The organism is Borreliella spielmanii, from assembly GCF_014201705.1.
In the GTDB taxonomy this organism is placed as follows: Bacteria; Spirochaetota; Spirochaetia; order Borreliales; family Borreliaceae; genus Borreliella; species Borreliella spielmanii.
In genome coordinates this window covers 216078-240107 of sequence record NZ_JACHFA010000001.1, presented here as the reverse complement: position 1 = coordinate 240107, position 24030 = coordinate 216078, and the positions used below count along the sequence as shown (strand labels likewise).

17 protein-coding genes and 1 tRNA gene are annotated in these 24030 nt (G+C 26.7%); 5 read left to right on the top strand and 13 right to left on the bottom strand.

Features of this window, described 5'->3' with window-relative positions; genetic code table 11:
• Nucleotides 1-14 precede the first annotated feature (14 nt).
• From HNR35_RS01080 to HNR35_RS01055, 6 genes are all read right to left on the bottom strand, one after another.
• Nucleotides 15-332, bottom strand: a complete 318-nt coding sequence (locus tag HNR35_RS01080) for a hypothetical protein (protein ID WP_006433772.1) — start codon at nt 330-332, stop codon at nt 15-17.
• 152 nt (nt 333-484) lie between these two features.
• Nucleotides 485-558 (bottom strand) — tRNA-Asp (locus HNR35_RS01075).
• A 37-nt stretch (nt 559-595) separates the two neighbouring features.
• Entirely contained in the window at nt 596-2428 is a 1833-nt protein-coding gene (gene recD, locus HNR35_RS01070; RefSeq protein ID WP_183223357.1) for an exodeoxyribonuclease V subunit alpha, read from the bottom strand.
• The gene (gene recB, locus HNR35_RS01065) at nt 2425-5946 is read right to left on the bottom strand and encodes an exodeoxyribonuclease V subunit beta (RefSeq protein ID WP_183223355.1); all 3522 of its coding nucleotides are present in this window, start codon (nt 5944-5946) and stop codon (nt 2425-2427) included. The genes recD and recB overlap by 4 nt, the downstream gene beginning before the upstream one ends.
• 5 nt (nt 5947-5951) lie before the next feature.
• On the bottom strand, nt 5952-9191 hold the full coding sequence (locus tag HNR35_RS01060) for a PD-(D/E)XK nuclease family protein (protein WP_183223353.1): 3240 nt from the start codon (nt 9189-9191) through the stop codon (nt 5952-5954).
• Between the two features lie 3 nt (nt 9192-9194).
• Nucleotides 9195-10640 carry a nicotinate phosphoribosyltransferase gene (locus HNR35_RS01055; RefSeq protein WP_006433740.1) on the bottom strand — a complete coding sequence of 482 codons (1446 nt, stop codon included), beginning with the start codon at nt 10638-10640 and terminating at the stop codon, nt 9195-9197.
• Between the two features lie 133 nt (nt 10641-10773).
• Here HNR35_RS01055 and zwf point away from each other — a divergent pair, with 133 nt between their 5' ends.
• The 3 genes from zwf to HNR35_RS01040 all read left to right on the top strand — a co-directional run bounded on the left by zwf (nt 10774) and on the right by HNR35_RS01040 (nt 15319).
• A complete protein-coding gene (zwf, locus tag HNR35_RS01050) occupies nt 10774-12210 on the top strand; it encodes a glucose-6-phosphate dehydrogenase (protein WP_006433656.1) in 1437 nt (478 codons plus the stop codon).
• A 297-nt stretch (nt 12211-12507) separates the two neighbouring features.
• Nucleotides 12508-13851: a Na+/H+ antiporter NhaC family protein gene (locus HNR35_RS01045; RefSeq protein ID WP_006433812.1), complete on the top strand. Its 1344-nt coding sequence runs from the start codon at nt 12508-12510 to the stop codon at nt 13849-13851.
• Nucleotides 13852-13963: 112 nt separating this feature from the next.
• Nucleotides 13964-15319, top strand: coding sequence for a Na+/H+ antiporter NhaC family protein (locus HNR35_RS01040; RefSeq protein ID WP_183223351.1), 1356 nt, complete (start codon nt 13964-13966; stop codon nt 15317-15319).
• A gap of 32 nt (nt 15320-15351) precedes the next feature.
• On the opposite strand, the gene HNR35_RS01035 is transcribed toward HNR35_RS01040, so the two are convergent.
• From HNR35_RS01035 to ylqF, 5 genes are all read right to left on the bottom strand, one after another.
• Complete coding sequence (locus HNR35_RS01035) at nt 15352-16398, bottom strand: ABC transporter substrate-binding protein (RefSeq protein ID WP_183223349.1); 1047 nt, start codon at nt 16396-16398, stop codon at nt 15352-15354.
• An 18-nt stretch (nt 16399-16416) separates the two neighbouring features.
• Nucleotides 16417-17208, bottom strand: coding sequence for an ABC transporter permease (locus HNR35_RS01030; protein WP_006433736.1), 792 nt, complete (start codon nt 17206-17208; stop codon nt 16417-16419).
• A gap of 3 nt (nt 17209-17211) precedes the next feature.
• Nucleotides 17212-18015, bottom strand: coding sequence for an ABC transporter permease subunit (locus HNR35_RS01025; protein WP_183223347.1), 804 nt, complete (start codon nt 18013-18015; stop codon nt 17212-17214).
• Nucleotides 18016-18020: 5 nt separating this feature from the next.
• The gene (locus HNR35_RS01020; RefSeq protein WP_006433797.1) at nt 18021-19064 is read right to left on the bottom strand and encodes an ABC transporter ATP-binding protein; all 1044 of its coding nucleotides are present in this window, start codon (nt 19062-19064) and stop codon (nt 18021-18023) included.
• A 78-nt stretch (nt 19065-19142) separates the two neighbouring features.
• Nucleotides 19143-19982, bottom strand: coding sequence for a ribosome biogenesis GTPase YlqF (gene ylqF, locus HNR35_RS01015; protein ID WP_006433665.1), 840 nt, complete (start codon nt 19980-19982; stop codon nt 19143-19145).
• Nucleotides 19983-20144: 162 nt separating this feature from the next.
• Between ylqF and HNR35_RS01010 the strand changes: the two genes are divergently transcribed.
• Both HNR35_RS01010 and HNR35_RS01005 read left to right on the top strand, forming a co-directional pair.
• A complete protein-coding gene (locus HNR35_RS01010) occupies nt 20145-20858 on the top strand; it encodes a putative N-acetylmannosamine-6-phosphate 2-epimerase (RefSeq protein WP_183223607.1) in 714 nt (237 codons plus the stop codon).
• Nucleotides 20859-20900: 42 nt separating this feature from the next.
• On the top strand, nt 20901-22445 hold the full coding sequence (locus tag HNR35_RS01005) for a maltose/glucose-specific PTS transporter subunit IIC (protein ID WP_006433761.1): 1545 nt from the start codon (nt 20901-20903) through the stop codon (nt 22443-22445).
• Between the two features lie 30 nt (nt 22446-22475).
• Here the strand turns inward: HNR35_RS01005 and HNR35_RS01000 are convergent, their stop codons facing one another.
• Nucleotides 22476-23456 (bottom strand): alpha/beta hydrolase, encoded by a 981-nt coding sequence (locus HNR35_RS01000; protein ID WP_183223345.1) that lies wholly within the window; start codon nt 23454-23456, stop codon nt 22476-22478.
• Nucleotides 23453-23980 carry an oxidative stress transcriptional regulator BosR gene (bosR, locus tag HNR35_RS00995; protein WP_006433798.1) on the bottom strand — a complete coding sequence of 176 codons (528 nt, stop codon included), beginning with the start codon at nt 23978-23980 and terminating at the stop codon, nt 23453-23455. Before bosR ends, HNR35_RS01000 begins: the two co-directional genes overlap by 4 nt.
• Nucleotides 23981-24030 lie beyond the last annotated feature (50 nt).

Here is a 24030-nt window from a genome sequence, read left to right as displayed (position 1 = left end):
AGTAATTAGTTTGCTTAAATTTTCAAATTTTTTAATTTATACAATTTATGTGTTGCTAGAGCTAATCCTATAACTGCCAACAATGCAAGTGTAGCTATGCTTACAAATGAGCCTGTTGTATTTGATTGTGTGATTTTTGCAGCGATTTCTGTAGTTTTTTCATCGCAAATACAGTTAACATATCCACATATTGGGCAGATCTCTTCTACTCCAAATTGGCTTAGGTTTCCATTTGAATTTATATTTTCTTTTGTTATTGTGTTGGTTTGTGCAAAAACAGATGTTGAAATCAATAATAAAGTAGTGAAAAATAAGTATTTTTTTAGATTCATTTAACCTTCTCCTTATAGGTTTTATTTTTTTGAATTATTTAAATTATAACTTTTAAATTAAATATTTGTAATTTTTTATTATTCAAAACTCGTTAGAGCATCAATAAATTCTTTAAGAAAAACTTTTGATATAATAAAATAAAAGTTGGCATCGGGAGCGACGGGTCTCGAACCCGCGACCTCCTGCGTGACAGGCAGGCGTTCTAACCATCTGAACTACGCCCCCAAAGTCATTCTTTTTAAAGATTATAGTAGTTTTTAACTTATTTGTCAATTTCTTTAAATGAGTTTAAGTGTTCTAGTATTTTTGAATCTCTTTCGCAAGATTTTTTGCTTAGTTTAAGAATAGTCTCTTTGTTAGAAATTATTTCTAAGCTGTCTTTAGCCCTTGTTATTGCAGTATACATAAGTTCTTTTGTTAAAAAGGGGTTATTTTCTAATATTACTTTTATATGTTTGTATTCAGATCCTTGGCTTTTGTGTATTGTTGTGGCAAAGCTGAATTCATAATTTGTTAGTAGATCTAGATTTATTTTTTTATATTTTTCGTCTTTTCTTTGGAATAAAGCATAAAACTTAGAATTTTCATTAAAAATGACCCCTCTTTCTCCATTAAATAATTTATTTTTATAGTCAGTTTTAGTTATCATTATTATTTGACCAATAAAGCTTCCATAGGTCTTTTTTAGGTAAGTTTTTATTATTTCATTTAGTGTTTTAGTTCCAAATTTTCCAAAATTTTTTGAACTTAAAATTATATTTTCAAGTAAGGTTTCAAGTATTGTTTCAATTTTTGATTCTTTTAGTAATTTAAGATTAAAAGTGGATATTTTTTTATATAAATTGTTTGTATATTCTATTAGATCTTTTTTTAAGTTTATTTTTTCTATTTCTTTTAATTGAATATTTTTATTATTATTAATGTATTTGCAAATTAAAGTGCTATCTTCTTTGTATATGGCTTTTGAGAGTAAGTTTATTTCTTTATTGCTTCTGAAATTTTCTTTAAGATCTTCTACATTATCGTTATTTATTTTTTTTACTCCTAAAAGACTTGAATATACATTCCCTTCATTTATAGATGGAATTTGATTTTTATCTCCCACTAATATTAGTTTAGTAGTTGTTGGTGTTGCTTTTAATAGCTTTAAAAAAGTATGTGCATCTACCATTGAAGCTTCGTCAATTATTACTACATCAAAATTTAGTTGATTTTCTTCATCATATAAATTTTTTTTATTTATAAATTTGATTCCTAATAGTTTTTGGATTGTATTGCACTCTATTTCTAAATTTTCAAATGAATAGTCGATACTTGTTTTTAATCTTAAGCTAGCTTTTCCTGTAGGTGCTACAATTGCTACCAATCTTTTTTTTTTATTGTTTAGTGTTTTATTAATTGCTTTTAAGATATAGTTAATAGTTGTAGTTTTGCCTGTTCCAGGGCCTCCGCTTAATAGAAAGAAATTGCTTTGTAAAGCCTTTCTCACAGATGTGATTTGCTCTTTATTTAAATTATTAGTGTTTAAATTTGATATTATATTTTGTATTTCGTTGTAATTTAATTCACTTTTATGGTTTTCTAATCTTTTTATGATTTGTTTTATTAACTCTTCTTCTTCTCTGAAGTTTTTTTGAGTATAAATGTAGATATTGTTTTCCAGGATTAAGGGAGTTGTAATTTTAAGTTTATTAAATTCCATTAGTATGTTGCTTTTCTTTAAAAGCAAAACCATATTCTTAATAGTTTCTAGATTTCCAAATATTTCTAACTCTTTTAGCATCTTTATTAATTTGTTATAGCCTTTATTGGTTTTTTCTAAGTTATCTTTTGTGAATGTTATTGTGTTTTGAATATCTTTTGCTAATAGATTTATATTAGCTCTTAAGTGACCTTTGTCAAAGTAGTTAAATAAAAATATTAAAAATATTACAATATTTTCATTGTTTATGGATCTTGCAAGTGTTTGTGCTTTATAGCAATTTTTTTTATTGATATTTAAAAGTTCAATTATTTCGTAAAGCTTAAGTTCAGGAGTTAAAAATTTTTTGTTTTTATCTTTTAAAAATTCTCTTAATACTAAAAAATCTCTCATAAGTGCCTTTTAATACTTAATCCTAGGATAATTTTATCTAAGTCCACATCATTAAATCTGGGAAGATCAAAATAAATACCATTTTCAAATTTTGATTGCAAGCATTCAATATTGTCTTTAAAGGCTCTTGTAAAAAGATATATTATTCCACCAAATTTTTGATTATATTCTCTTTTAGTTTTAAATAATATTTTTTTTATTCCAAGTGCATATATTTTATATTGCAAATCATAATATTCTTTTTTTATTATATTTTCTAAATTTGTTATATTGTAATCATCTGCATCTTTTCCAAGATAGTTTGTTTTGTAATCCAGGATGTATATTTTATTATTAGCTTTAAATATGAGATCTACTATTCCTTTTAAATATCCATCATTTAGTTTTATGTGAAAAGCTTCAAAGTGGTCGTCAAAAAGATTTTTCTGTTTTTGAAATTTAGGATTTATTTTGATTAAAAATTCCATTTCTTTTTGTAATTCTTCAATATCGCACAGACGCGCATTAATTGCTTTTATATTATAAGTTAGTATATTGTAAATCATTTTAGTTAATGAATTTTGTATTTCTATTGTATTAAGATTTGAGTTAATTTTTTGTATTTGTTTTTCAATAATTTTAATGTTAATTTTTTTAAAATTATCAAATGTATCTTTTGCTGTACTAAAAATTATTTCCTCCATTGCGGCATGCAAAATGTTTCCACTATCTTTTCCTTTAGGTAGAGTCTCTTCTAATGTAGGCTCGTAATCATCGAAATCTGTGAAATCTGTTTCTTTTTCGTAGTTGGTATTTTTAAAATCATAATTTTCGTAAAATGTTGTATGATGAGCTTGTGCTGTTAAACTTGAAAAACTAGATGTATATTCTTTTTTAAACATGTTTTTAATTATTGGTTTTGGTGGGATTAATTTTGTGTTTATATTTGTATTGTTCTTTTTTTTATTGAATTTCTTTTGGTTAATAAATTCATGTATGTTAAAGTCATGTTTAATGTCATCAATAGTAAAAATTTTTGCCATTTCTAATAATTTGCTAGTTATGCTATTTGTTTTTGTAATAAAAAGAGCAAATTTAGCTCTTGTTGCCCCCACATAAAATATATTTTTTTCTTCACTTAGTATTTTTAGTCTTGCATATTTTTTATTTTCTTCCAATTTAAAAAAATCATGTTCAATTTTTCCGTTTTGATAAAATTTGTAAAAACAATTTTTTTTTGAAAAAATATTGCTATTTTCTATTGGAGATGTATTTATTAAGAATACAATATTCATACTAAGCCCTTTTGATTTGTGTATTGTCAGCAATTCTATAGATTCATTGTCATTATTTATATTATTAACTCTTTCTTCTATTTCTTCAGGCTCTTCGTTTATTATTAGGTTTTCTAAAGTAGATATTAGAGATTGTATGTTTTGTTCTTTATGATATATTTTAGAGATGATCTCAAGTACTGTTTCATAGGTTTTTAAGTTTTCAAGCTTACCTTCTTTAATAAGAAGACCTTTGTAATTTATTTTATTTTCTGCCCATTTAATAATTTTTTGATCATTAGTGCTATTTGCAATTTTGATCCACAAGTTTGTTTCGAGTGCAATTTTATTAATTGCATTTATTAATGTTATTTCATTTTTTTCAAGCAAAGCTGTTATATTTTCAATAAATTCTTCTAAGATGTGAATTTTGTCTTGTTTGATTAAAATTCTTTGCAAATCCCATGGCACATTTAATATTTTACTGTTTAGGATATAATTTAAGGATTTGAAATTTTGTTTTCGGTCTAAGCACTTAAGAATATAGAAAATTTCGCTAAATTCTTTGGTTTTTAAAAATTTATCTTGAGTTTTGTTTGTTTGGATTTGCTCTTTTTTTAATGCTTTATCTATTAAATTGATTTCATTTTTTCCTCTACAAAGTACTTTAATGTCTTGCATTTTAATATTTCTAATCTTATTGTTCTCATTAATTGTTCCATATGTAAGCAAGTATTTTATTGTCAATGCTGTTTTTTGGTAAATGTCTTCTTCGTTTTCGGCATTTGTGGTTATTATATTGATTCCTTCTATTTCTTGTCCGTTGATGAAAATGTTATTATTATCATTTTTTTGATTTGCAAGTGAATTAGTAAATTCAATTTTTTCAATATCATCGACTATTGTATTATTGTATATATTGTCAAAAATTCTATTTAAAGGCCTGATAAGTTTTTTACTTGACCTATGATTTGTTTTTAATACAATTCTAGCATCTGTGTTAATTTTATTTTTTATTTCTTTGTTATAAAATGAAATGTCTGCTTTTCTAAAGGAATATATTATCTGTTTGGGGTCAGCTATGAATATCAATTTTATTCCTGCTGTTTTTAATATTTTAAATATTTCGATTTGAGTTAAGCTTAAGTCTTGTGCCTCATCAATTAAAATAATTTTGTATCGATTTTTGATTGCATTTAGAAGCTTTTTGTCTTCTGATTTTAAGCAATTTTTTAAATTTGAAATTATGTAATTTTGATCTATTGTGCTTGTGGATTTAATAATTTTTTCTAGTTTTTTTTCTATGTACTTTAGTATTTTGTATTCAACTTTTAAAATAACATATTGCTTTAAATTATTTCTATTTTTATTTCTATTGTCTTCCGATTTATATTTTTCATGTTTAATATTAATTCCTAAACAGATTAAATCATTTTTAACTTTAAGTTCTTTAGGTGATAATTTGGCATTTTTTTTAGTTTCCTTTTCTATTACGGTTGAAAAAAATTTATTTTTCAATAATGTTTCTGCTATTTTTAATATGTCGTTTTCTTTGGAGTATTCTATTTCAAGCTTGCCAGTTTGAATATGTTTATTATAAAAACCTAATATTTCATCTGCTGTCATTTTATCTAAGTCTTCTATTATTTTGTTATAATCTTTGATCAATTCTTCCTTTTTAAGAAGAATGTTTTCAAATGGTGTTTGGGTTTTAAGCCAATCTTCAAGTTCTTGAGTTGTATCTCTTTCGTAAGCTTTTTTTATTTTTAAAACAATTTCTTCTGTGTTTTTAGCATCAGATTTAAATACTTTAAGTTCATAGTCTTTAATATCAAGAGCTTGAATTAAGCTATCTGATTTTCTTAAAAAGTCATAAACTATTTCATCTATTTCTTTTGAAAATTTTTCTTTAGGTTTATATTTGGAATAATTTTCTGTTTCAATTTGAAAATTATTTAAGGCATGTAATGCGAATTTATTGATTGTTGATATAAAGAGTTTTTTTGATTGCTCATAAGCTTCTTTTAAAATTTCATTTGTTTTTAAGTTAAAATAAGCATTTTCTATTGCTTTTAGTATTCTTGCGTGCATTTCTTCTGTAGCTTTTTTTGTAAAAGTTAATACCAAGATTTCATTTATGGAGTATAGTTTGGTTTTCATTAAATTTAAAACCAAATTTTCAAGTATATGGGTTTTGCCAGTGCCTGCCGACGCTTCTATTAATATTGTTGAGTTATTTTGAATTTTTTCTAGGATTTTGTCCATGAATTTTAATTATTTGTCCTTGCAAATTTAATATAAAATTTTTCTATTAATGTTAGTAAATTTTTGTCTAGTTTGAAATCATGGGTGTCTTTAAATCTGTTATAATAATCGCAAAGTGTTATTTCGCTAGTTTTTAAGAATCTCTCGTGCGCCTTGCTTGTAAAATAAGCTTTAGAAGGGTTTTTTATTTGCATTTTTATGAAATTCTCAAAGCAATTTGAAAAGTTATTTTGATTTATTTTTGATAAAATTTTAATTATCAAGCTTTGGTAAATTGGAGTTGGATAGCTTGATATGTATGCAAATTGCATAAGCATATTTTCAATGTCATCAATTATTATTTCTTTATGGTGATACCAAATAGTTGTTTTTGCAGATAAGCTTTCAAGATTAATTCTTATTTCTGTTAATGAATTGAAGTTTTGTATTTCTTTTTTTATTAGTAGTCCTGTTATATATAAATCTATTTCATTTTTTATTTTATCTGGGATGCTACAATAGTCTTTTTTTACAAAATTTAAATAAAAATAATCGTTTTCGATTTTATATACATTATCAATATCTTTTTTTAATTCAAATTCTATAAATTTTTTTTGAAAATTTAGTTTTAGTTTTTGACAAAATTTAATTTTGGTTTTTATCATTATTGAAAGGGTTTTTAAGCTTTTAGCAGCGTTATTTTTTAATTTATTTATTTTTTTAAGAATATCATTTACGGTTGTTTTTTGATCTATGTTGAAAGGCATGCTTCCTTGTTGTATTTCATATCTAATGTGATTTTTAATAATTTCTATTGCTTCCCCTGCATTATCTTTTTTCCCCATTATGTATTCATGTAGTAGTGTTGAATTTTTTATAAGTCTGTAAATAATCTCAATAGTGTTGAAAATTTGTTCTTCTTGTTTTTCTTTGATTTCATTCTCTAATCTTATGTCTTGTATTTTAACGTTTAATGTTTTTTCATAAAAATGTTTATAAGGATTAGAAAGGGCGTTTTTTAATTCATATAAATTCAGCGTAATCGGACCTTCTAGTTGAATTTTATTTTGCTTAAACTTAATTGGTTTAGAATTTTGTAGTATTTTTGCGATATTAAAGGCCTCTAAATCATAGTTTATTAAATAATTCTCTTTTACATTTTTAAAATAAACTAGGTCATGATTTTGATTTGGATGCTTTTCTATTTGAAAATTTTTTTCATATTTTTGTATGTGATCAAGTATTTTGTTTATTGTTTTTGATGTATTAATTTCTGAGCTTAGATTGTCTTGAAATGAATAGTAAAGGTAAAATTTTTCTGATGTTGCAAAAATTAAATTAAAAAGAGTTGTGATTGCGTCTTTTTCGGTGTTCTCATATTCATAGTATTCATTTAATAAATTCATATTATTATAATTTATCTTAGAGTTGAATTTTTGAAATCCCAAAAAATGAATTTCTTTTTTTTGAAGATATTCTATTTCTTTGTAATTGGCAATCAATATTCCATTTTTTTTATACATTATTCCGTATTTTTCTTTTTCAAGACTTTCTTCAAACATAATCTTAAAAAGATAAAATTCAATTTTTATTTCATTAATTTCTTTTAAATAATTTTTGTAAAGATTGTCATTTAAATCTTTGGGAAAGTTTTTAAAGGATTTTATTTTATTTCGTAAATATTCATCAGTTGTATTAAATTCTTCAAGATCAATATATTTTTGAATAAAAATTTCTATTATTTCTGCCCATTCATATACTTTATATGATTTGTTTTTAAAATAGTTTATATCTTCGTACAAACTTTTTACTATTGTTATAAGTTTGATTATTGCTTCTTGATCTTGAAATCTTATGCTTTCTTTGTGAATTTCCTCTTCGTATTTTTCATCAAATATTTCAGACATTAAAAATCGATTAAATCCGTCTTCCCATGAGTTTAAGAAGTTTTGATCATATTTTAGGCTTTCTTTGTGAGTGTTATTTGCACCAAAGCTAATGTTCATTGCATCGCTAAATTCTATTAAATAGTTTAATTCAGATGCTGATATATTAAATTTTTTCATTACTTTATTGTTGCTCAATAGGTTAAATACTTCTTTTCTGCTGAAATTACTAATTGTTTCGTTTTTTGATATAAAAAGATCCATTAACCTTTTTAATGCTATTATACTTTCTCCTCTTGATAAATTGTTATGACATAAAACGCTATATTCAATTTCATATTTATTTAGGCACTCTTCTATATATGGCAAATATTCGTTGAATTCTTCTTGCAAACAAGTTATTGCTATTTCGTTTAATTTCAGGTTATTTTCTTGTATTGAGTGTACTATTTGATTTACCAAAATTTCTACTTCACGTTTTTGATTTTTAGCTTCTATTATTTTGAAGCTATCGTCTAATTTTGAAAGTGGAGTTTTTGCTATAATGTTATTTTTAATGCTTGTTAAAAAATTTTCACCTTCAAATAATTCAATATCTACTTTTTCTAAAGCTTGGTATTTTATTGGGTTGATTTTTGTCCTTGTTAACAATAATTCTTCAACAAGAGTAGATTTATAGTTGAGCAAGTCTTCAAAAATTAAAACATGCACTTCAAAGTCAAAAATTTTTTCTAAAGAATTAAGAGTTTTTTTCTCAAGCTCTTTATTATTGCCAATAAATATTATTTTTTTAATTTCAATTTCTATATTTTTTGTTGATTTTTCCTGAATTATTTTTTTATGTAAGTTTAAAATATTTTTTTGTTTTTCAAAGAGTTTGTTAAATAGTTCTTTTTGCATATTCTCGTAGGGCTTTAAATTTTCTTCTTGGCATAAAAATCCATTGTCTTCCCAGGTTTCAATTAATTTTGAAAATTTTGAGTAATAATGGTGGAATAAATCTATTATTTTTGATGCAAAAAAGTATCTATTCTTTGTTGATTTAAAATCTTTTATGTATTTTAGTTTTTCAGCTTTCAATATGTTATATAAAATGAATTTTTCTGTTTCCAAGTAAAATGAAAAAGTGTTCTTTTCTATATATTTTTTTATATTGGGATTTTTTAAAGAAATTTCATATATGCTTTTTATAGCATTTTTTTTAATATTTAGATTATAAGAAATCCCATTTAGTCTTGCTATAGTTTTTTTAATTTCTTCTTTTAAGAGATCGTTTTTTACTATAATGAGTGTTTCTTTTTTAAAGATATTGTCCTTTTGAGTTAATTCCTTAATTTTATTGTAAATTTTTTTTACTTTGTTAGTTTTATATATATTCACAGATTAATTGCTTTTATTATCTTTTGTGAGCTTGTTTCTTAATTTTCTTAAGTTTTTACTGATGCTCACTTTATATATGTGGGGATTAATTATTCTTCTGTATGTATGTTCAAGCTTGCTTAAGTCAAGCTTGGCTTTGTTTCTAATGTTATTTAAACTAGATTCATAGCCTTTGTGAAGTGTTCCATTTTCTAATACGGTGTTAATCAAAAATTCAAAATCGTCATATTGATTGATAATTTTAGAAACGTTATCTTGTATTGGATGAAAAATGGTAAATTCTTTTCTTGAATTTAGATGATCTTTGATTTTATCTTTTTCTTCTTTTAAAAATATAAAATCAAAGATCATTTGACCTTTTAAATAGATTCTTGCAACTTCTTTTTGGGCAGGCAATGTTGATTTTTCTGCGTTATTTGATATTTTTATTTTTGGTATAAATTTTCCATTTTTTTCTATAGAAATCATTTTATATACTCCTGAAAGGTTTGGATCTCCTTTTGCTGTAACTAAATTTGTCCCAACGCCCCAAATATCAATTGGAGCATTTATTGAATTTAAGTACATGATAATATTTTCATCAAGCTCATTAGATGCAATAATTTTTACGTGACTTAAACCATTTTGGTTTAATTCTTTTCTTACTGCTTTACTTAAATATTCAAGATCTCCGCTGTCAATTCTTATCGAAAAATTGTTTTTTCCCTCTTGTTTGAGTTCCTTAAATATTTTAATAGCATTTTTTAATCCACTGTTAAGCGTGTCGTAAGTATCAATCAGTAGGCATACTTTGGTTGGATATGTTTTTGCATATTCTCTGAATGCTTGTTCTTCGTTTTCAAAACTCATTACCCAACTATGAGCCATTGTTCCTGTGATTGGTATATTGTAGTTATATCCAGCAAGCATATTGCTTGTAAAGTCTGCTCCCCCTATGTAGGCAGCTTTGCTAGCAGAGAGTGCTCCATTTATTCCTTGTGCTCTTCTTAATCCAAGTTCTGCTAAAATTTTTGCACCAGATTCTTTTATTCTTGATGTTTTTGTTGCTATTAAACTTTCAAAGTTTATTATGTTTAAAACCAGCCCTTCTATTAATAGCAATTCTATTAGATGCCCTTCAAGCACAACTACCGGTGTGTAGGGAAAAACCAAGCGACCTTCTTCTATTGAACTTATTTTTATGTTTAGTTTAAGTTCTTTAAGAAAGTTTAAAAATCGTTTATCCAAAATATTTAAGCTTTTTAAATATCCAATTTCATTTTCAGTAAAATGAATATTTTTTAATTCATTAATTAATGTATGTATTCCAGCTAAAACAATATAACCATTTTTAAACGGTGTTTTTCTAAAAAATACTTCAAATTTTGCTTTAGGGTTAATGCCTTTTATAAAATAAGCATTCATCATTGAAATTTCATAAAAATCTGTAAATAGCGATAGATTTTTCATTCTCCTTATTATATACTAATTTTGTTTGTAAAAAAAATAATATTTAATTTTAGCTTAATTTTTATTTATTTGTTCATATTTATAAATATATATTTGTAATATATAATAAGGTGACCAGGTTGGACCAGATTGTATGAAAGAAAGAAGTGTTTCTAATTTTGATATTGTAATTTTTGGAGTTACTGGGAATTTGTCTAGAAAAAAACTTATTCCTTCACTTTTTAATTTATTTAAAAATAAATGTATTAGCAATTTTAGGGTTATTGGTGTTTCTCGTAAAATCTTTACAGATAAAGAATTTAGATTATATATTAAAGATTCTTTGTGGCAAGAAGAGACTGATTCTTTGATTGAAATTTTTTTAAATTTCTTTATTTATGTATTTGGTGATTTTAATGAAAAGGAGCCTTATATAAAATTATTTAAATTTTTAGATAAAAGCCGAGAGACAATATATTATCTGTCAACGTCTCCTACATTTTATGGACCAATAATTAATCATCTAAAAAAGTATTTTTTAATTGAAAAATTAACTTTATCTAAAATAGTTCTTGAGAAGCCTTTTGGTTCTAGTCTTGAGACAGCTAAAAAATTAAATAGTTTACTGTATTCTGCTTTTAGAGAAGATCAAATTTATAGAATAGATCACTATTTAGGTAAAGAGACGGTTCAAAATATTTTTACATTTAGATTTGGCAATTCTATTTTTGAAAATATTTGGAATAATCGTTATGTAGATTTTATTCAGATTACAGTGGCAGAAGAATTAGGTCTTGATGGAAGAGCAGAGTATTACGATTCTGTTGGAGCTTTAAAGGATATGGTTCAAAATCATATTTTACAATTGTTAAGCCTTGTTGCCATGGAATCCCCTATTAGATTTGATTCTGAGTTTATTCATGATGAGAAGGTGAAAGTTTTAAAAAGTTTGAGAAAAATTAACAAAGAGGATATTAAGAATTGCATTATTAAAGGGCAATATATAGGCTCACAAGTTCAAGGGGTTTTTAAAAAAGGCTATAAAGATGAAACAGAATCTTTGGGAAATTCAAATACTGAAACTTATTTAGCTATGAAGGTTTTTATTAATAATTGGCGTTGGTCTGGTGTTCCTTTTTACCTTAGAACTGGCAAAGGTCTTGCTAGGAAATTTTCAGAAATATATATTCAATTTAAAAAGCCGAGCTTTACTCTTTTTAATAATAGTTCTGTTGATTTTTCCAATGCTTTAATATTTAGGATTCAACCAAGAGATGGGATTGAAATTAAATTCAATACCAAAAAACCCGGGTATAATTATGAAATTCAAACTGCTAATATGGAATTTTCATATCACGGGGCATTTAAAAGATTGTTTGATGAGGCTTATGAGCGTTTGTTGTTAGACGCTTTTTTAGGAGATGGCACTTTGTATGCTACAAGTGATGAGATTGAAAGTTCTTGGGAATTTGTTTCAGATATTGCCAATAAATGGGCAGATATTGAAATTTGTAATTATTTTTATGGGTCTGAAGGGCCAAAAGAGATAGATTCTATTTTGGAAAAAGATCATTTTTGGCGGAAAATTTAATTTTTCAAGTTTTTTAAAAAGATAAATAATTTAAAATTTTTTATATAATTTATTTCTATTCATTTTTAACGTTTATCTTATTTGCAGTTAACGTCTAAAGTCTTCGGATTTTTATTTCTTGTGACTTAGTACTAAAGTTTTTTGATAAATTTTGTTTTTCTTTTTAATATTTTAAGAGAATTGGTGATTTTTGCCCTTGAGTTGACTGCAAGTTTATGTATCGATTAATAATTTGAGGTATCATTAAAAAATAAGCAATCTTTTTTAAAAAGCAGCGCTTATACTTAAAGGATGTATATGGAAAATCTTGAAGCAAGAGTTCAACCAAATTTTTTTGGACTTGTTCCTTTTTTTGTTTTTATTATTATGTATTTAGGTACAGGGATTTATTTAGGGGTTATTGGTGTGGAAATGGCCTTTTATCAATTGCCAGCTAGCGTTGCGATGTTTTTTGCTTCTATTGTTTGTTTTTTGTTGTTTAAAGGAAAATTTTCTGACAAAATTCACATATTTATTAAAGGAGCTTCTCAGTACGACATTATACTAATGTGTCTTATTTTTATGCTTTCGGGGGCTTTTTCTTCTCTTTGTAAGGAAATAGGTTGTGTTGAAACTGTGGCAAATTTAGGGATTAAATATATTAATCCTAATTGGATTGTTTCTGGTATATTTTTTATAACTTGCTTTCTTTCTTTTTCTGCGGGTACTTCTGTTGGATCTATTGTTGCAATTGCTCCTATTGCTTTTAATATTGCCTTTAAAAGCAATATTAATCCAAATTTAATAGCAGCATCTGTAATGTGTGGAGCTATGTTTGGAGACAATCTTTCTTTAATATCAGATACAACTATTGTTTCTAGCCGAACTCAGGGCAGTAGTATCTTAGATGTTTTTATTAGCAGCAGTTTTTATGCTTTTCCATCAGCTATATTAACTTTTTTTTCTTTTTTCTTTCTTTCTGAAAATTTGCTTAATACTGCAAATTTTTCACATGAAAGTTCAATAGATTTGGTGAAAACCGTGCCTTATTTAATAATTATATTATTTTCTTTGGCCGGAATGAATGTTTTTTTAGTTCTTTTTTTGGGTATTTTTTCTATATTTCTTATTAGTGTTTTGTATGGTGATTTGTATGTTCTAGATGTAATGAAAAACATTAATAAAGGGTTTTTAAATATGGCAGATTTGATTTTTCTTTCAATTTTAACAGGGGGAGTTTCTTTTACTGCGATTCATAATGGAGGGTTTAAATGGTTGCTTATTAAATTGAAATCTTTGATTAGAGGAAAAAGTTCAGCTGAATTTTCTATTGGGGCATTTGTTTCAATAGTTGACGTTTTTCTTGCTAATAACACAATTGCCATACTTATTTGCGGCAAAGTGGCAAAAAAGATAGCTTTTGAAAATAACATCAGCTTTCAAAGAAGTGCTTCTATTTTAGATATGTTCTCTTGTATTTTTCAAGGCATTATTCCTTATGGTGCTCAAATGATTATTTTAGTAAGTTTTTCAAATGGACTTGTATCGCCAATTAGCGTTTTACCATTTTTGGTTTATTTTGGATTTTTATTGGTTTTTATTATTTTGTCTATTTTGGGAATTGATATAAAAAAACTTTTTTTATATTTTTTAAAAAAATAAAAATTTTAAAAACTTTAAGGTTTGCATTATTTAATTTTTATTGGTCAATTTTATTGATTTTATTTAGAATAAATTATTTTTAATTGTATTATATAATTTAGGAGGTTTGAAATTGGAAAGAGAAACCGATATAGTTCCAAATTTTTGGGGACTTACACCTTTTTTTCTTTTTATAGGGATTTATATTGGTACAGGACTTATTCTTTATCTTAACGGTGTAGAAAAGGCATTTTATCAAATGCCTCCTATATTTGCCATGTTTATTGCCATTGTTTTGACATTTATTGTTTTTAAAGGATCTTTTTTGGCAAAAATGAATAAATTTATCGAAGGTTGTGCTCAACAAGATGTTATTTTTATATCTTTAATATTTATGTTATCTGGCGCTTTTTCTACTGTTTGCAAAGAAATAGGGAGTGTTGGAGCTGTGGTAAATATTGGCATTAAATATGTTCCATTGAATTTGTTAGTATGTGGCATTTTTTTAATTACCCTTTTTTTGTCTTTTTCTACTGGAAGTTTTATGGGAACCATTGTTGCTGTTGCTCCTATTGCTTTAGAACTTGCAGACAGGGTGAATATTTCTCTTCCATTAGTTGCTGGTGCTATTCTTAGTGCTGGTGCATTTGGAGACAATATGTCTTTAATATCAGATACCCCTATTATTTCAAGTCGTACTCAAAAGGTTAATATTGTTGATGTTTTTAAAAATGGATCTTTTTATACGTTTCCAGCGGCAATTTTAGCAAGCATTGTTTTTGCATTTTTAGGTTCTTATTATACTAAGACTAATAGTTTTATTGTTGAGCCTGGTGAGATAAATTTTTTTAAAATTATTCCATATATTTTTGTTATGGTTGTTGCAATTTCAGGCTTTGATGTATTTTTAGCCTTGTTTTTAGGTATTGTTGTTGCTGGTATGATTGGAATTTATTATTCAGATATTACTTTTTTATTGTTGGCTAAAAAAATCAATGAGGGATTTTTAGACTTGGGAGAAATGTTTATTCTTGTTGTTTTTACAGGGGGAATTTCTTATATGGCAATTAAGTATGGGGGATTTGATTGGTTACTATTAAAATTGCAAAAAATGTCAAAATCTAAAAGAACTTCGGAATTTGTAATTGTATTTTTAGTTGGCATTTTAACTGTGTTTCTTGCAAATAATGGACTTGCTATTTTAATGAGTGGTTCTGTTGTAAGATCAATAACTAAGGAGAATAACTTAAATTCAAAACGAATTGCTGCTTTGCTTTGTATGTCTTCATGCTTTTTTTTAAGCATTTTACCCCATAGTATGCATGTCATAGCCCTTGTAGATTTTACAAAAGGCAAGCTTTCTCCTTTTGACATTTTTCCATTTTTAATTTATCAAGGATTTTTAGTCTTGTTGATTACTTTGTCTATAATTGGACTTGATATAAAATCGGTATTTAGATCTTTTTTAAATAATAGTCAACGATCTTAAAAGCCTTTAAGATCGTTTTTGTTTTTTAATATTTAAGAGGATAGATTCAAATATATTTTGAGTATTTCCTCTTTTATTTTTTTAGGTATTTTTTTAAAAATTTCAAATTTGGAAAAATCTTTTGGTATAAATTTTTCTTCTAAATATAATTTCATTTCGGGATTATTTTTTGCTTCTTCTTCTATTCTTTTTATTACATTTTTATTTGGAGAATTATATCTGGTTTCTTTGAAATTTTTATAAGATGGTTCATTGTCATATAGAAAGTTTATAAATTTATAAGCCAAGTTTTTATTTGGGGCATCAATAGGAATTACAAATGCGTCTATCCATAGATTGGTGTTTTCTGGTGCATAGAAATCCAAGTTTTTATCTTTTAGCATTGCGCTTTGTGCTTCACCACTCCATGTAAGTTGAATAGATGCTTCTCCATTTAGCATTAATGATTTTGCAGGCACATCTGAGAAGTATCCGATTAATAGTGGATTTTGAATTTTTAAAAGCTCGCCAGCTTCTTTGATTTTATCTATATTGTCTTCATTTATTGAGTATCCAAGTTTTTTTAGAGCGACTCCAATATTGTCTTTAGGAGAATCTAGCATTGTAATCTCTTTTTTATATTTTTTATTAAATAGTATGTCAAAGCCTTGCATATCATTTGAATCTATTTTGGTTTTATTATAAAGTATGCCCATTAGTCCCCAGTAAGCTGGAACTGAATAAAGATTGCCAGGATCATGTTCTAGGTTTGTGAGATTTTGAGAAATGTTTTTTGTTACATTTGGTAGTTTTGAATAATCTAATTTTTCAATTTTGCCTTCATCGATCAATTCTTGGATTAAATATTCTGATGGGACTATTATATCGTAGTAGTTCTTTGTGGTGTTAAATTTAGCTATCATTTCTTCATTGTTATGAAAGATTTCATAATTAATTTTTATATTATTTTCTTTTTCAAATTGATCTAATAAAGTCTCATCAATATATTCTGCCCAATTAAATACGTTTAAAGTTATTGTGTCTTTTTTAGTGCAAGTAAAAGTTGTAAGAATTGCTATTAATATAAAAATTTTTTTCATAAGTACTCCTTTTTTATTTTAAAGCTCAGCATCTGTTGTTAATTTTTTAATTCCTATAAATTTGTTAATAATAAACAAAAGGCTCAATATTGTAAAAAACAATATTGCAGAAATAGCGTTTATTACGGGTTTAATACCCCTTTTTGTTAGTGAGTTTATTAGAATAGATAAATTATTAAATCCTTGTCCAGTAGTGAAAAATGATATCAAAAAATCATCTATTGATAATGTTAAGGCAATAAGAGCCCCGGTTGCTATATTTCCAACGATTTCTGGATAAATTATATTGAAGAATATTTGAATTTCTGAGGCCCCAAGATCTTTGGCAGCATCAATAATATTGTTGGGAAGAGAATATAATTTGGGCAAAATTATTATTACTACGTACGGTGTTGAAAAAATTATATGTGACATTAGCATTGTAGAAAATCCCAATTGCATTTTTATTGTAGAATAAAATGTCATTAAGCTTATTCCTGTTACGATGTCTGGATTAATTATTGTTATTTTATTTACTGATAATAGTATTGTTTTTAATTTTTTATTTTCTGCTTTGTAGATTGCGTAAGCACCAATAATGCCAATAATAACAGAAGTCAAAGACGAAATTGTAGCTATTAAAATGGTATTAAATATTGCTGATTTGATTTGACTTGAAGCAAAAATTTCTTTATACCATTTCAGACTAAATCCTTGCCATATAAATCCACTATCACCAGAGTTAAACGAATAAATTATTAAGATTATTATTGGAAGGTAAATAAAGCTGAGTATTATGAATAAGAAAGTGTTTTTAAAGGCCCTAAACATATTTTATTCTCCACTATTTTTTTGCATTAATTTTATTATTATTAAATTAAAAATTAATATTACTAACATTAAAATAAATGAAATTGCAGCTCCAGTATTCCAATCTTCTATGAAAAGAAATTGTTTGCTTATTAGATTTCCTATTAAAATTTGTTTAGAGCCTCCTAGTAAATCCGAAATGACAAATACTGTGATTGAAGGAATAAATACCATAATTATTCCTGTTGCCAGGTAAGAGAGTGTTAAGGGTATTTTTATATAAATTAGTATTTGCCACATTCTTGCTCCAAGATCTTGTGCTGCCTCAATGTATTCTGACTTTATTTTTAAAAATCCTGTATATATTGGCAATATCATGAAAGGCAAAAAATTGTATACCATACCTATTGTAACAGCTTGTTCATTGTAAAGAAGATCTAAATTTCCAATTCCGATTTTTTCAAATAAGTTGTTGATAAATCCATTTTTTCCAAGTATTCTCATCCAGGCATAAGTTCTAAGTAATGTATTTATCCACATGGGAAGTATTATCATTATTATTAATTTGTTTTGAGCGCTTTTTTTTGATAATGAAATTAGCCAGGCGGCAGGATAGCCTATTAAAATGCAGAAAATAGTTGCTATTGTTGCTAATTTTAGACTTCTTGAAAAAATACTAAGATAGCTTGGTTTTAAAAGCCCAATAAAATTGTAGATTGTAAATTCATGGTTTTCATTTAAAAATCCCAGCAATATTATTATTAGTAAAGGAATAATACTAAACGTTAATAAGAATATAGAGTATATGGTTAATATTAATTTTTTCACAACCATTATTCCTTACGCATAACATGAATATCATCAGGTTCTAAAAATATGTCAACTTCTTCTCCAACTTTTGTAAGTCTTGTGCTTTGAACTATCCAATTTGTTTTTTGAATTTCTAGGGTCATTTCGTAATGAACTCCTTGAAAAATTGCAGATGTTACAGTTCCGCTTAAATGTCCTTTTCCTTTTGGAAGCAGCTTTATATCTTCGGGGCGTATTACAAGGTCAACTGTTTCTTCAGCCTCAAATCCTTTGTCAAGGCATTCAAATTCATGGCCTAGTAAACTGACAACCAACTCTTTTTTGTATGTTCCATCAAAAATATTACTTTCTCCAATAAAATCGGCTACGAATTTTGTTTTAGGTTCATTGTAAATTTCCTCAGGTGTTCCTACTTGTAGAATTGTTCCTTCATTCATTACAACAATTCTATCACTCATTGTCAATGCTTCTTCTTGATCATGAGTAACATATATGAATGTAATTCCAAGTTGGCGTTGTATTTTTTTTAATTCTTTTTGCATTTCTTGTCGCATTTTTAAATCAAGAGCAGAAAGTGGTTCGTCTAGTAATAAAAGCTTAGGTTCCATTACTATTGCTCTTGCTATTGCAACCCTTTGTTTTTGCCCCCCTGATAGTTCGTTAATATTTCTGTATGCATATTTTGGCATTCCTATTAATGAAAGAGATGTTTTTACTTTTTCTTTTATTGTATCTTTTGGTGTTTTTTTCATTCTAAGTCCAAATGAAATATTGTCGAAAACATTCATATGTGGGAAAAGTGCATAATTTTGAAATACAGTATTGATTTCTCGTTTATTTGGACTAGTTTTGGATATTTCTTTGGAAAGGAAATAAATTTCTCCAGTTTTTTGACTTAAAAAACCACCCAATATTTTTATTAATGTTGTTTTTCCACATCCAGACGGGCCTAATAATGTAATAAACTCATTTTTTTTAATTTTTAAATTTATGCTATCTAAAGTTTTGCTTCCATTGTTATCATAATAATGACTTAAGTTTTTAATCTCTAGGATAAAATTATCCAACTAATTCCAACCTCCTTATGGCTGTATTAATACAAATCAAGATTATACTTAATATTATTAAGTATGTAAATGCCCTTTTTAAAAGGCATTATAATTTTTGTCGAGAATTATTTTCCCAAATTTACCTTCTCTGAATTCTTTAATTAATATTTTTGATGCTTCCCCGAGGTTAAGCTCATTTTTTTTATGGATCAATTTTCTTGCTTTTGCAAAGTTTTGTAGAATATCAAGTGAATTTTTGTGATATATCTCATATTTTTTTAGTAAAATATTTTTATTATTTTGATCCATTATTTCAAGTAAATATAATGCAAGATCTATATTGTCTACTATTTCATTTTTGATCATATCTAATATTGCAAGTTTTTTAGCAATTGATTGGTCTACTATATTATGCCATAAAATTCCTGGCATATCAAAAAGATTGATTTCTTCACTTATTTTTACTATTTGTATATTTTTAGTATATCCAGGTTTATTTGCAACTTTTGCGCTCTTTTTACCGGATAATAGATTTATTATTGAAGATTTTCCAACATTTGGGACTCCAATAATTAAAACCTTTATTTTTTCTTTATAGTTTTTTATCTTTTTAACAATGGCTAATTTTTTAATATTGTCTATTATTTGTTTGCGCATTCCTTTTTTATAAATATTGCTTATTATTACAGTATTGCCGAGATTTTCAAAATATTTTTTCCATTTTATAATTTCATTTATTTGAGCAATATCAGATTTATGTAAAAGAATTATTTTGGTTTGATTTTTAATAATTTTTTCAGCTAAGGGATTTTTGCTACTAAATGGAGCTCTAGCGTCAAGTATTTCTAGCACAATATTGGTTTTTTGTAAATTGTTTTTTATCAAATCTAAGGCTCTTTTCATGTGGCCAGGAAACCAGTTAATTTTATTTATCATGCCTAAATTATATCTTAATGTTTATTGAATAATAAATTATTTTTGTTTTTATCTTTTAAATTTATATTAATTATGTTAGTTTACTTTAAAAGAATTGTTTTTTTTAAAGTAAAAAAATACTTTGTATTTGAGTTTTTATATTTTTTTTTAAAAATAAATTTTATAGGAGGTTTAATTATTATTGCAAGAATCAAAAGAGGGTTAATAGTATCTTGTCAAGCTCTTGAGAATGAACCTTTACATAGTAGTTTTATCATGTCTAAGATGGCTTTAGCAGCTAAAATAGGTGGAGCTGTTGGAATAAGAGCTAATGGGGTTAATGATATTAGCCAGATTAAGTTGGAAGTTGATTTGCCAATAATAGGTATTATTAAAAAAAGTTATAATAACTGCGATGTGTTTATTACTCCCACCATGAAAGAGATTGACGAGCTTTGTAATGAAGGAGTAGATATAATTGCCCTTGATGCCACTTTTAGGAATAGACCCGATGGTATATTGCTTTATGATTTTTTTGAAAATATTAAAAAAAAATATCCAAAGCAGTGCTTAATGGCAGATATTTCTTCTTTAGAGGAAGCTGTTAATGCTGATAAATTGGGGTTTGATTTTATTGGAACAACTTTGTATGGCTATACACAAAGTACTAATGGTTTAGATATTGCAGACAATGATTTTCATTTTTTAAAAACCTTGATTAATTCTAATTTGAAATCCACTTTAATAGTGGAAGGAAAAATAGACACCCCTTTAAAGGTTCAAAAATGTTTTGAAATGGGGGTTGATTTAGTAGTTGTGGGGGGAGCTATTACAAGGCCCGTTGAGATTACTAAAAAATTTGTAGAGAAAATAAATCAGGTTAAAAGACAATTTTAAATATTATATGAGTTAATTTATTTTTTATTTTAGGAGGTTTTTATGGTAAAAGGTTTTGAACAAGCTCAAAAATTTGGTCGTTCTTTCATGCTTCCCATTGCTATTTTGCCAGCAGCAGGGTTGCTTTTAGGAATTGGAGGTTCTCTTTCTAATCCAGAAACTATTAAGACATATTCTTTTTTGGATATATTTTTCTTACAATCAGTTTTCAAGATAATGAGTGCATCAGGTTCTATTATTTTTTCAAATTTAGCGCCAATATTTTCTATTGGGGTTGCTGTTGGACTTGCCAAGTCAGATAGAGGTACAGCTGGAATTGCGGCATTTATTGGCTATCTTGTAATGAATGCTACTATTGGGGTTTTAATTGATATGTCAGGCAAGGCAGAGTCTTTCTCTAGCGGTGCTGTGGGTTTGATTCTTGGAATTAGAACGTTAGAAACCGGAGTTTTTGGCGGGGTTGTAGTTGGTATTTTGACCTATTATCTTCATTCTAGGTTTAACAAGGTAGATTTACCCAAGGTTCTTGGATTTTTTTCGGGATCTAGATTTGTGCCGATTATTGTTTCTTTTTCTAGTATTTTTCTTGCTGTAATTATGTTTATTTTTTGGCCATTTGTACAAAATGGAATTAATAAAGTAGGAGGCCTAGTAGATTCAACCGGTTATATTGGAACGCTTATTTATGGAATTTTTTTAAGGATGCTTGGACCTTTTGGTCTTCATCATATATTTTATTTGCCATTTTGGACAACAGGCCTTGGAGGATCTGTTATTATTGATGGAAAATTGATTGAAGGAACGCAGAATATCTTTTTTGCAGAACTTGCTTCTCAAGGTACAAATAGATTCTTTGTTGGAACTAGTCGTTTTATGAGTGGGCGATTTATTACTATGATGTTTGGTTTGCCTGGAGCCGCACTTGCGCTTTATTACACTGCAAAACGTGACGAGAGAACAAAAGTTTTTGGTCTTTTAATGTCTTCAGCCCTAACATCATTTTTAACAGGTATAACAGAGCCCCTTGAATTTTCTTTTCTTTTTGTAGCTCCTATTCTTTATGTTGTTCATGCCACATTTGATGGATTTGCTTTTATGTTGTCGCATATTTTTCAAATTACAATAGGTCAAACGTTTTCTGGAGGGTTTATTGATTTTATTCTGTTTGGTATTTTGCAAGGAAATTCAAGAACTAATTGGATTTTGGTGCCAGTTGTAGGTATTGTTTGGTTTTTCCTTTATTACTTTACTTTTGTGTTTTTAATAAATAGGTTTGATTTTAAAACTCCTGGTAGAACGCAAGATTTAAATTCTGGAGATTCTTCAAATTCTAAGAGTAGTGAATTTGAAGAAAATCATGCTGCTAAGGTTATTATTGGGCTTGGCGGTGCTTCAAATATTGTTGAGCTTGATTGTTGTGCAACTAGACTAAGAATTACAGTAAAAGATGCTCTTAAAGTTTCTGAAAAAATTCTAAAAAAAACCGGTTCTAAAGGAATAATTATTAAAGGCAACGGGGTTCAAGTGGTTTATGGACCGGGCGTTAGTGTTCTTAAAAATGAAATAGAAGAGTTATTGGATGATTGATTTTTTTAATAAGTAATAGCCTTAAGGCTATTACTTATTTGCTTTGATTATAAAATCAACTGCATATTTTGTGAAGTATGATGTGTTTTGGGCGCTTTTGTAGCTTTGGTTCCCAATAGGTACGTGTGCGTGTGAATTTTCAAGAAGTATAATAGGAATATCTTTTTTTTTACCTCCATAATTTTTTATGAATCCATTTATTTTTATTGGGTCTACTGTATGATCATTAGGTGTGTGGGTTATTATCAAAGGTGTTTTGATTTCATTGAAATTGTACGAATTTAATAATTTTACAAGGCCCATCATTGCAATAATTGCGTCTACATGTTGTATTCTTGAAGAGTGGCTTTTTACAGTTAAGTGTTCTTTTCGTTTATCTTCTTTTGTTTCGAATTTATTGTAACCACCTGTTATAAGATATGCAATTTGTCGTCCCCAAGGATAATAAACGATGTTTGTTCTCTTGTCATAAGGGAATATGTTAGGAGAAATTAATACCGATGAGTTTATTTCATCTGGATAGTTTGCTAAGGCCCATATGCTGGCAGCACCTCCATTAGAGGTGCCAATTAATATTAATTTATCACCTATCAGTTTGCCAATTTCAATAGCCTCATCGATGTCTTTCAACCAATCTTGAGTAGTTATTCCCTGGAATGCATTTTTATTGTTAATTCCGTGTCCTTTTAATCTTGTAAAAAAAAGATTGGCATTAAGAGCTTTTGCAATATTATTTGGAACCGGATAAATTTCATTTTTTGATGCTCCAAATCCATGGATATAGACTACAGAATATTTTGTTTTTTTGGTATCTTTGTACCAAATTATTTCTTTTTTTGTATTTTTTTCTAAACTAAATTGTAATTCTTCTTTTAATAGGTAATTATCAATTTCTTTAATGTTTTTGGGAATTGCTTTTTTCGAAAATTCATTTTTAAATTTTATCCTTGGGCTAACTAGTATTAAGAGTAATAAGAATATAATTATAAAAATGATATTTTTTATATTCATACGGTGATTCCCTTGCTATTTAGGATATCGTTGTTGTTATGAGCTTCTTTTTTATAGCAATTATTGCAATGTCCTGAGTAAATTATTTCGATAGATTTTGTTTCCCAGTTTTCTCCAAGTTTGTCTTTCAGAATATCTTTAATATCGTCAAGTTGAATAGGATGGACTTGATTGCATTTATTGCATTTAAAGTGAGCTATTGTGGAAGCCAAGCTTAGGTAAAATTTTGTTTCTTTTTGATCAGTAGTTTTTATATCTTTTAGAATGTTTCTTTCTTTTAAAATGTTTAATGTGTTATACACTGTTGCTTTTGATAAGCTTGGAATTTCTTTTACAAGTTTGTTATAAACTTCTTTAGCTGTAAAGTATTCTTTCGGGTTTGATGCTATGTAGAGAATGATTCTGTTTCTCGAATGAGATGCTTTCATTCCCAATTCTGATGTTAAATTTTTTAATAATACAGGATCATTTGTAATGCCGACTTTTTCTAATGTAGAGTGGACGTCTATTATGTTATCGTTCATATTATTATACCTTTTTTATTTAAATTAAAGATTAAATACTTTTTATGTTC

Excerpts from the sequence above, each read along its gene's own strand:
- HNR35_RS01080 (WP_006433772.1), bottom strand. The coding sequence starts at position 332 with ATGAATCTAAAAAAATACTTATTTTTCACTACTTTATTATTGATTTCA.
- recD (WP_183223357.1), bottom strand. The coding sequence starts at position 2,428 with ATGAGAGATTTTTTAGTATTAAGAGAATTTTTAAAAGATAAAAACAAA.
- recB (WP_183223355.1), bottom strand. The coding sequence starts at position 5,946 with ATGGACAAAATCCTAGAAAAAATTCAAAATAACTCAACAATATTAATA.
- HNR35_RS01055 (WP_006433740.1), bottom strand. The coding sequence starts at position 10,640 with ATGAAAAATCTATCGCTATTTACAGATTTTTATGAAATTTCAATGATG.
- zwf (WP_006433656.1), top strand. The coding sequence starts at position 10,774 with ATGAAAGAAAGAAGTGTTTCTAATTTTGATATTGTAATTTTTGGAGTT.
- HNR35_RS01045 (WP_006433812.1), top strand. The coding sequence starts at position 12,508 with ATGGAAAATCTTGAAGCAAGAGTTCAACCAAATTTTTTTGGACTTGTT.
- HNR35_RS01035 (WP_183223349.1), bottom strand. The coding sequence starts at position 16,398 with ATGAAAAAAATTTTTATATTAATAGCAATTCTTACAACTTTTACTTGC.
- HNR35_RS01030 (WP_006433736.1), bottom strand. The coding sequence starts at position 17,208 with ATGTTTAGGGCCTTTAAAAACACTTTCTTATTCATAATACTCAGCTTT.
- ylqF (WP_006433665.1), bottom strand. The coding sequence starts at position 19,982 with ATGATAAATAAAATTAACTGGTTTCCTGGCCACATGAAAAGAGCCTTA.
- HNR35_RS01005 (WP_006433761.1), top strand. The coding sequence starts at position 20,901 with ATGGTAAAAGGTTTTGAACAAGCTCAAAAATTTGGTCGTTCTTTCATG.
- HNR35_RS01000 (WP_183223345.1), bottom strand. The coding sequence starts at position 23,456 with ATGAATATAAAAAATATCATTTTTATAATTATATTCTTATTACTCTTA.
- bosR (WP_006433798.1), bottom strand. The coding sequence starts at position 23,980 with ATGAACGATAACATAATAGACGTCCACTCTACATTAGAAAAAGTCGGC.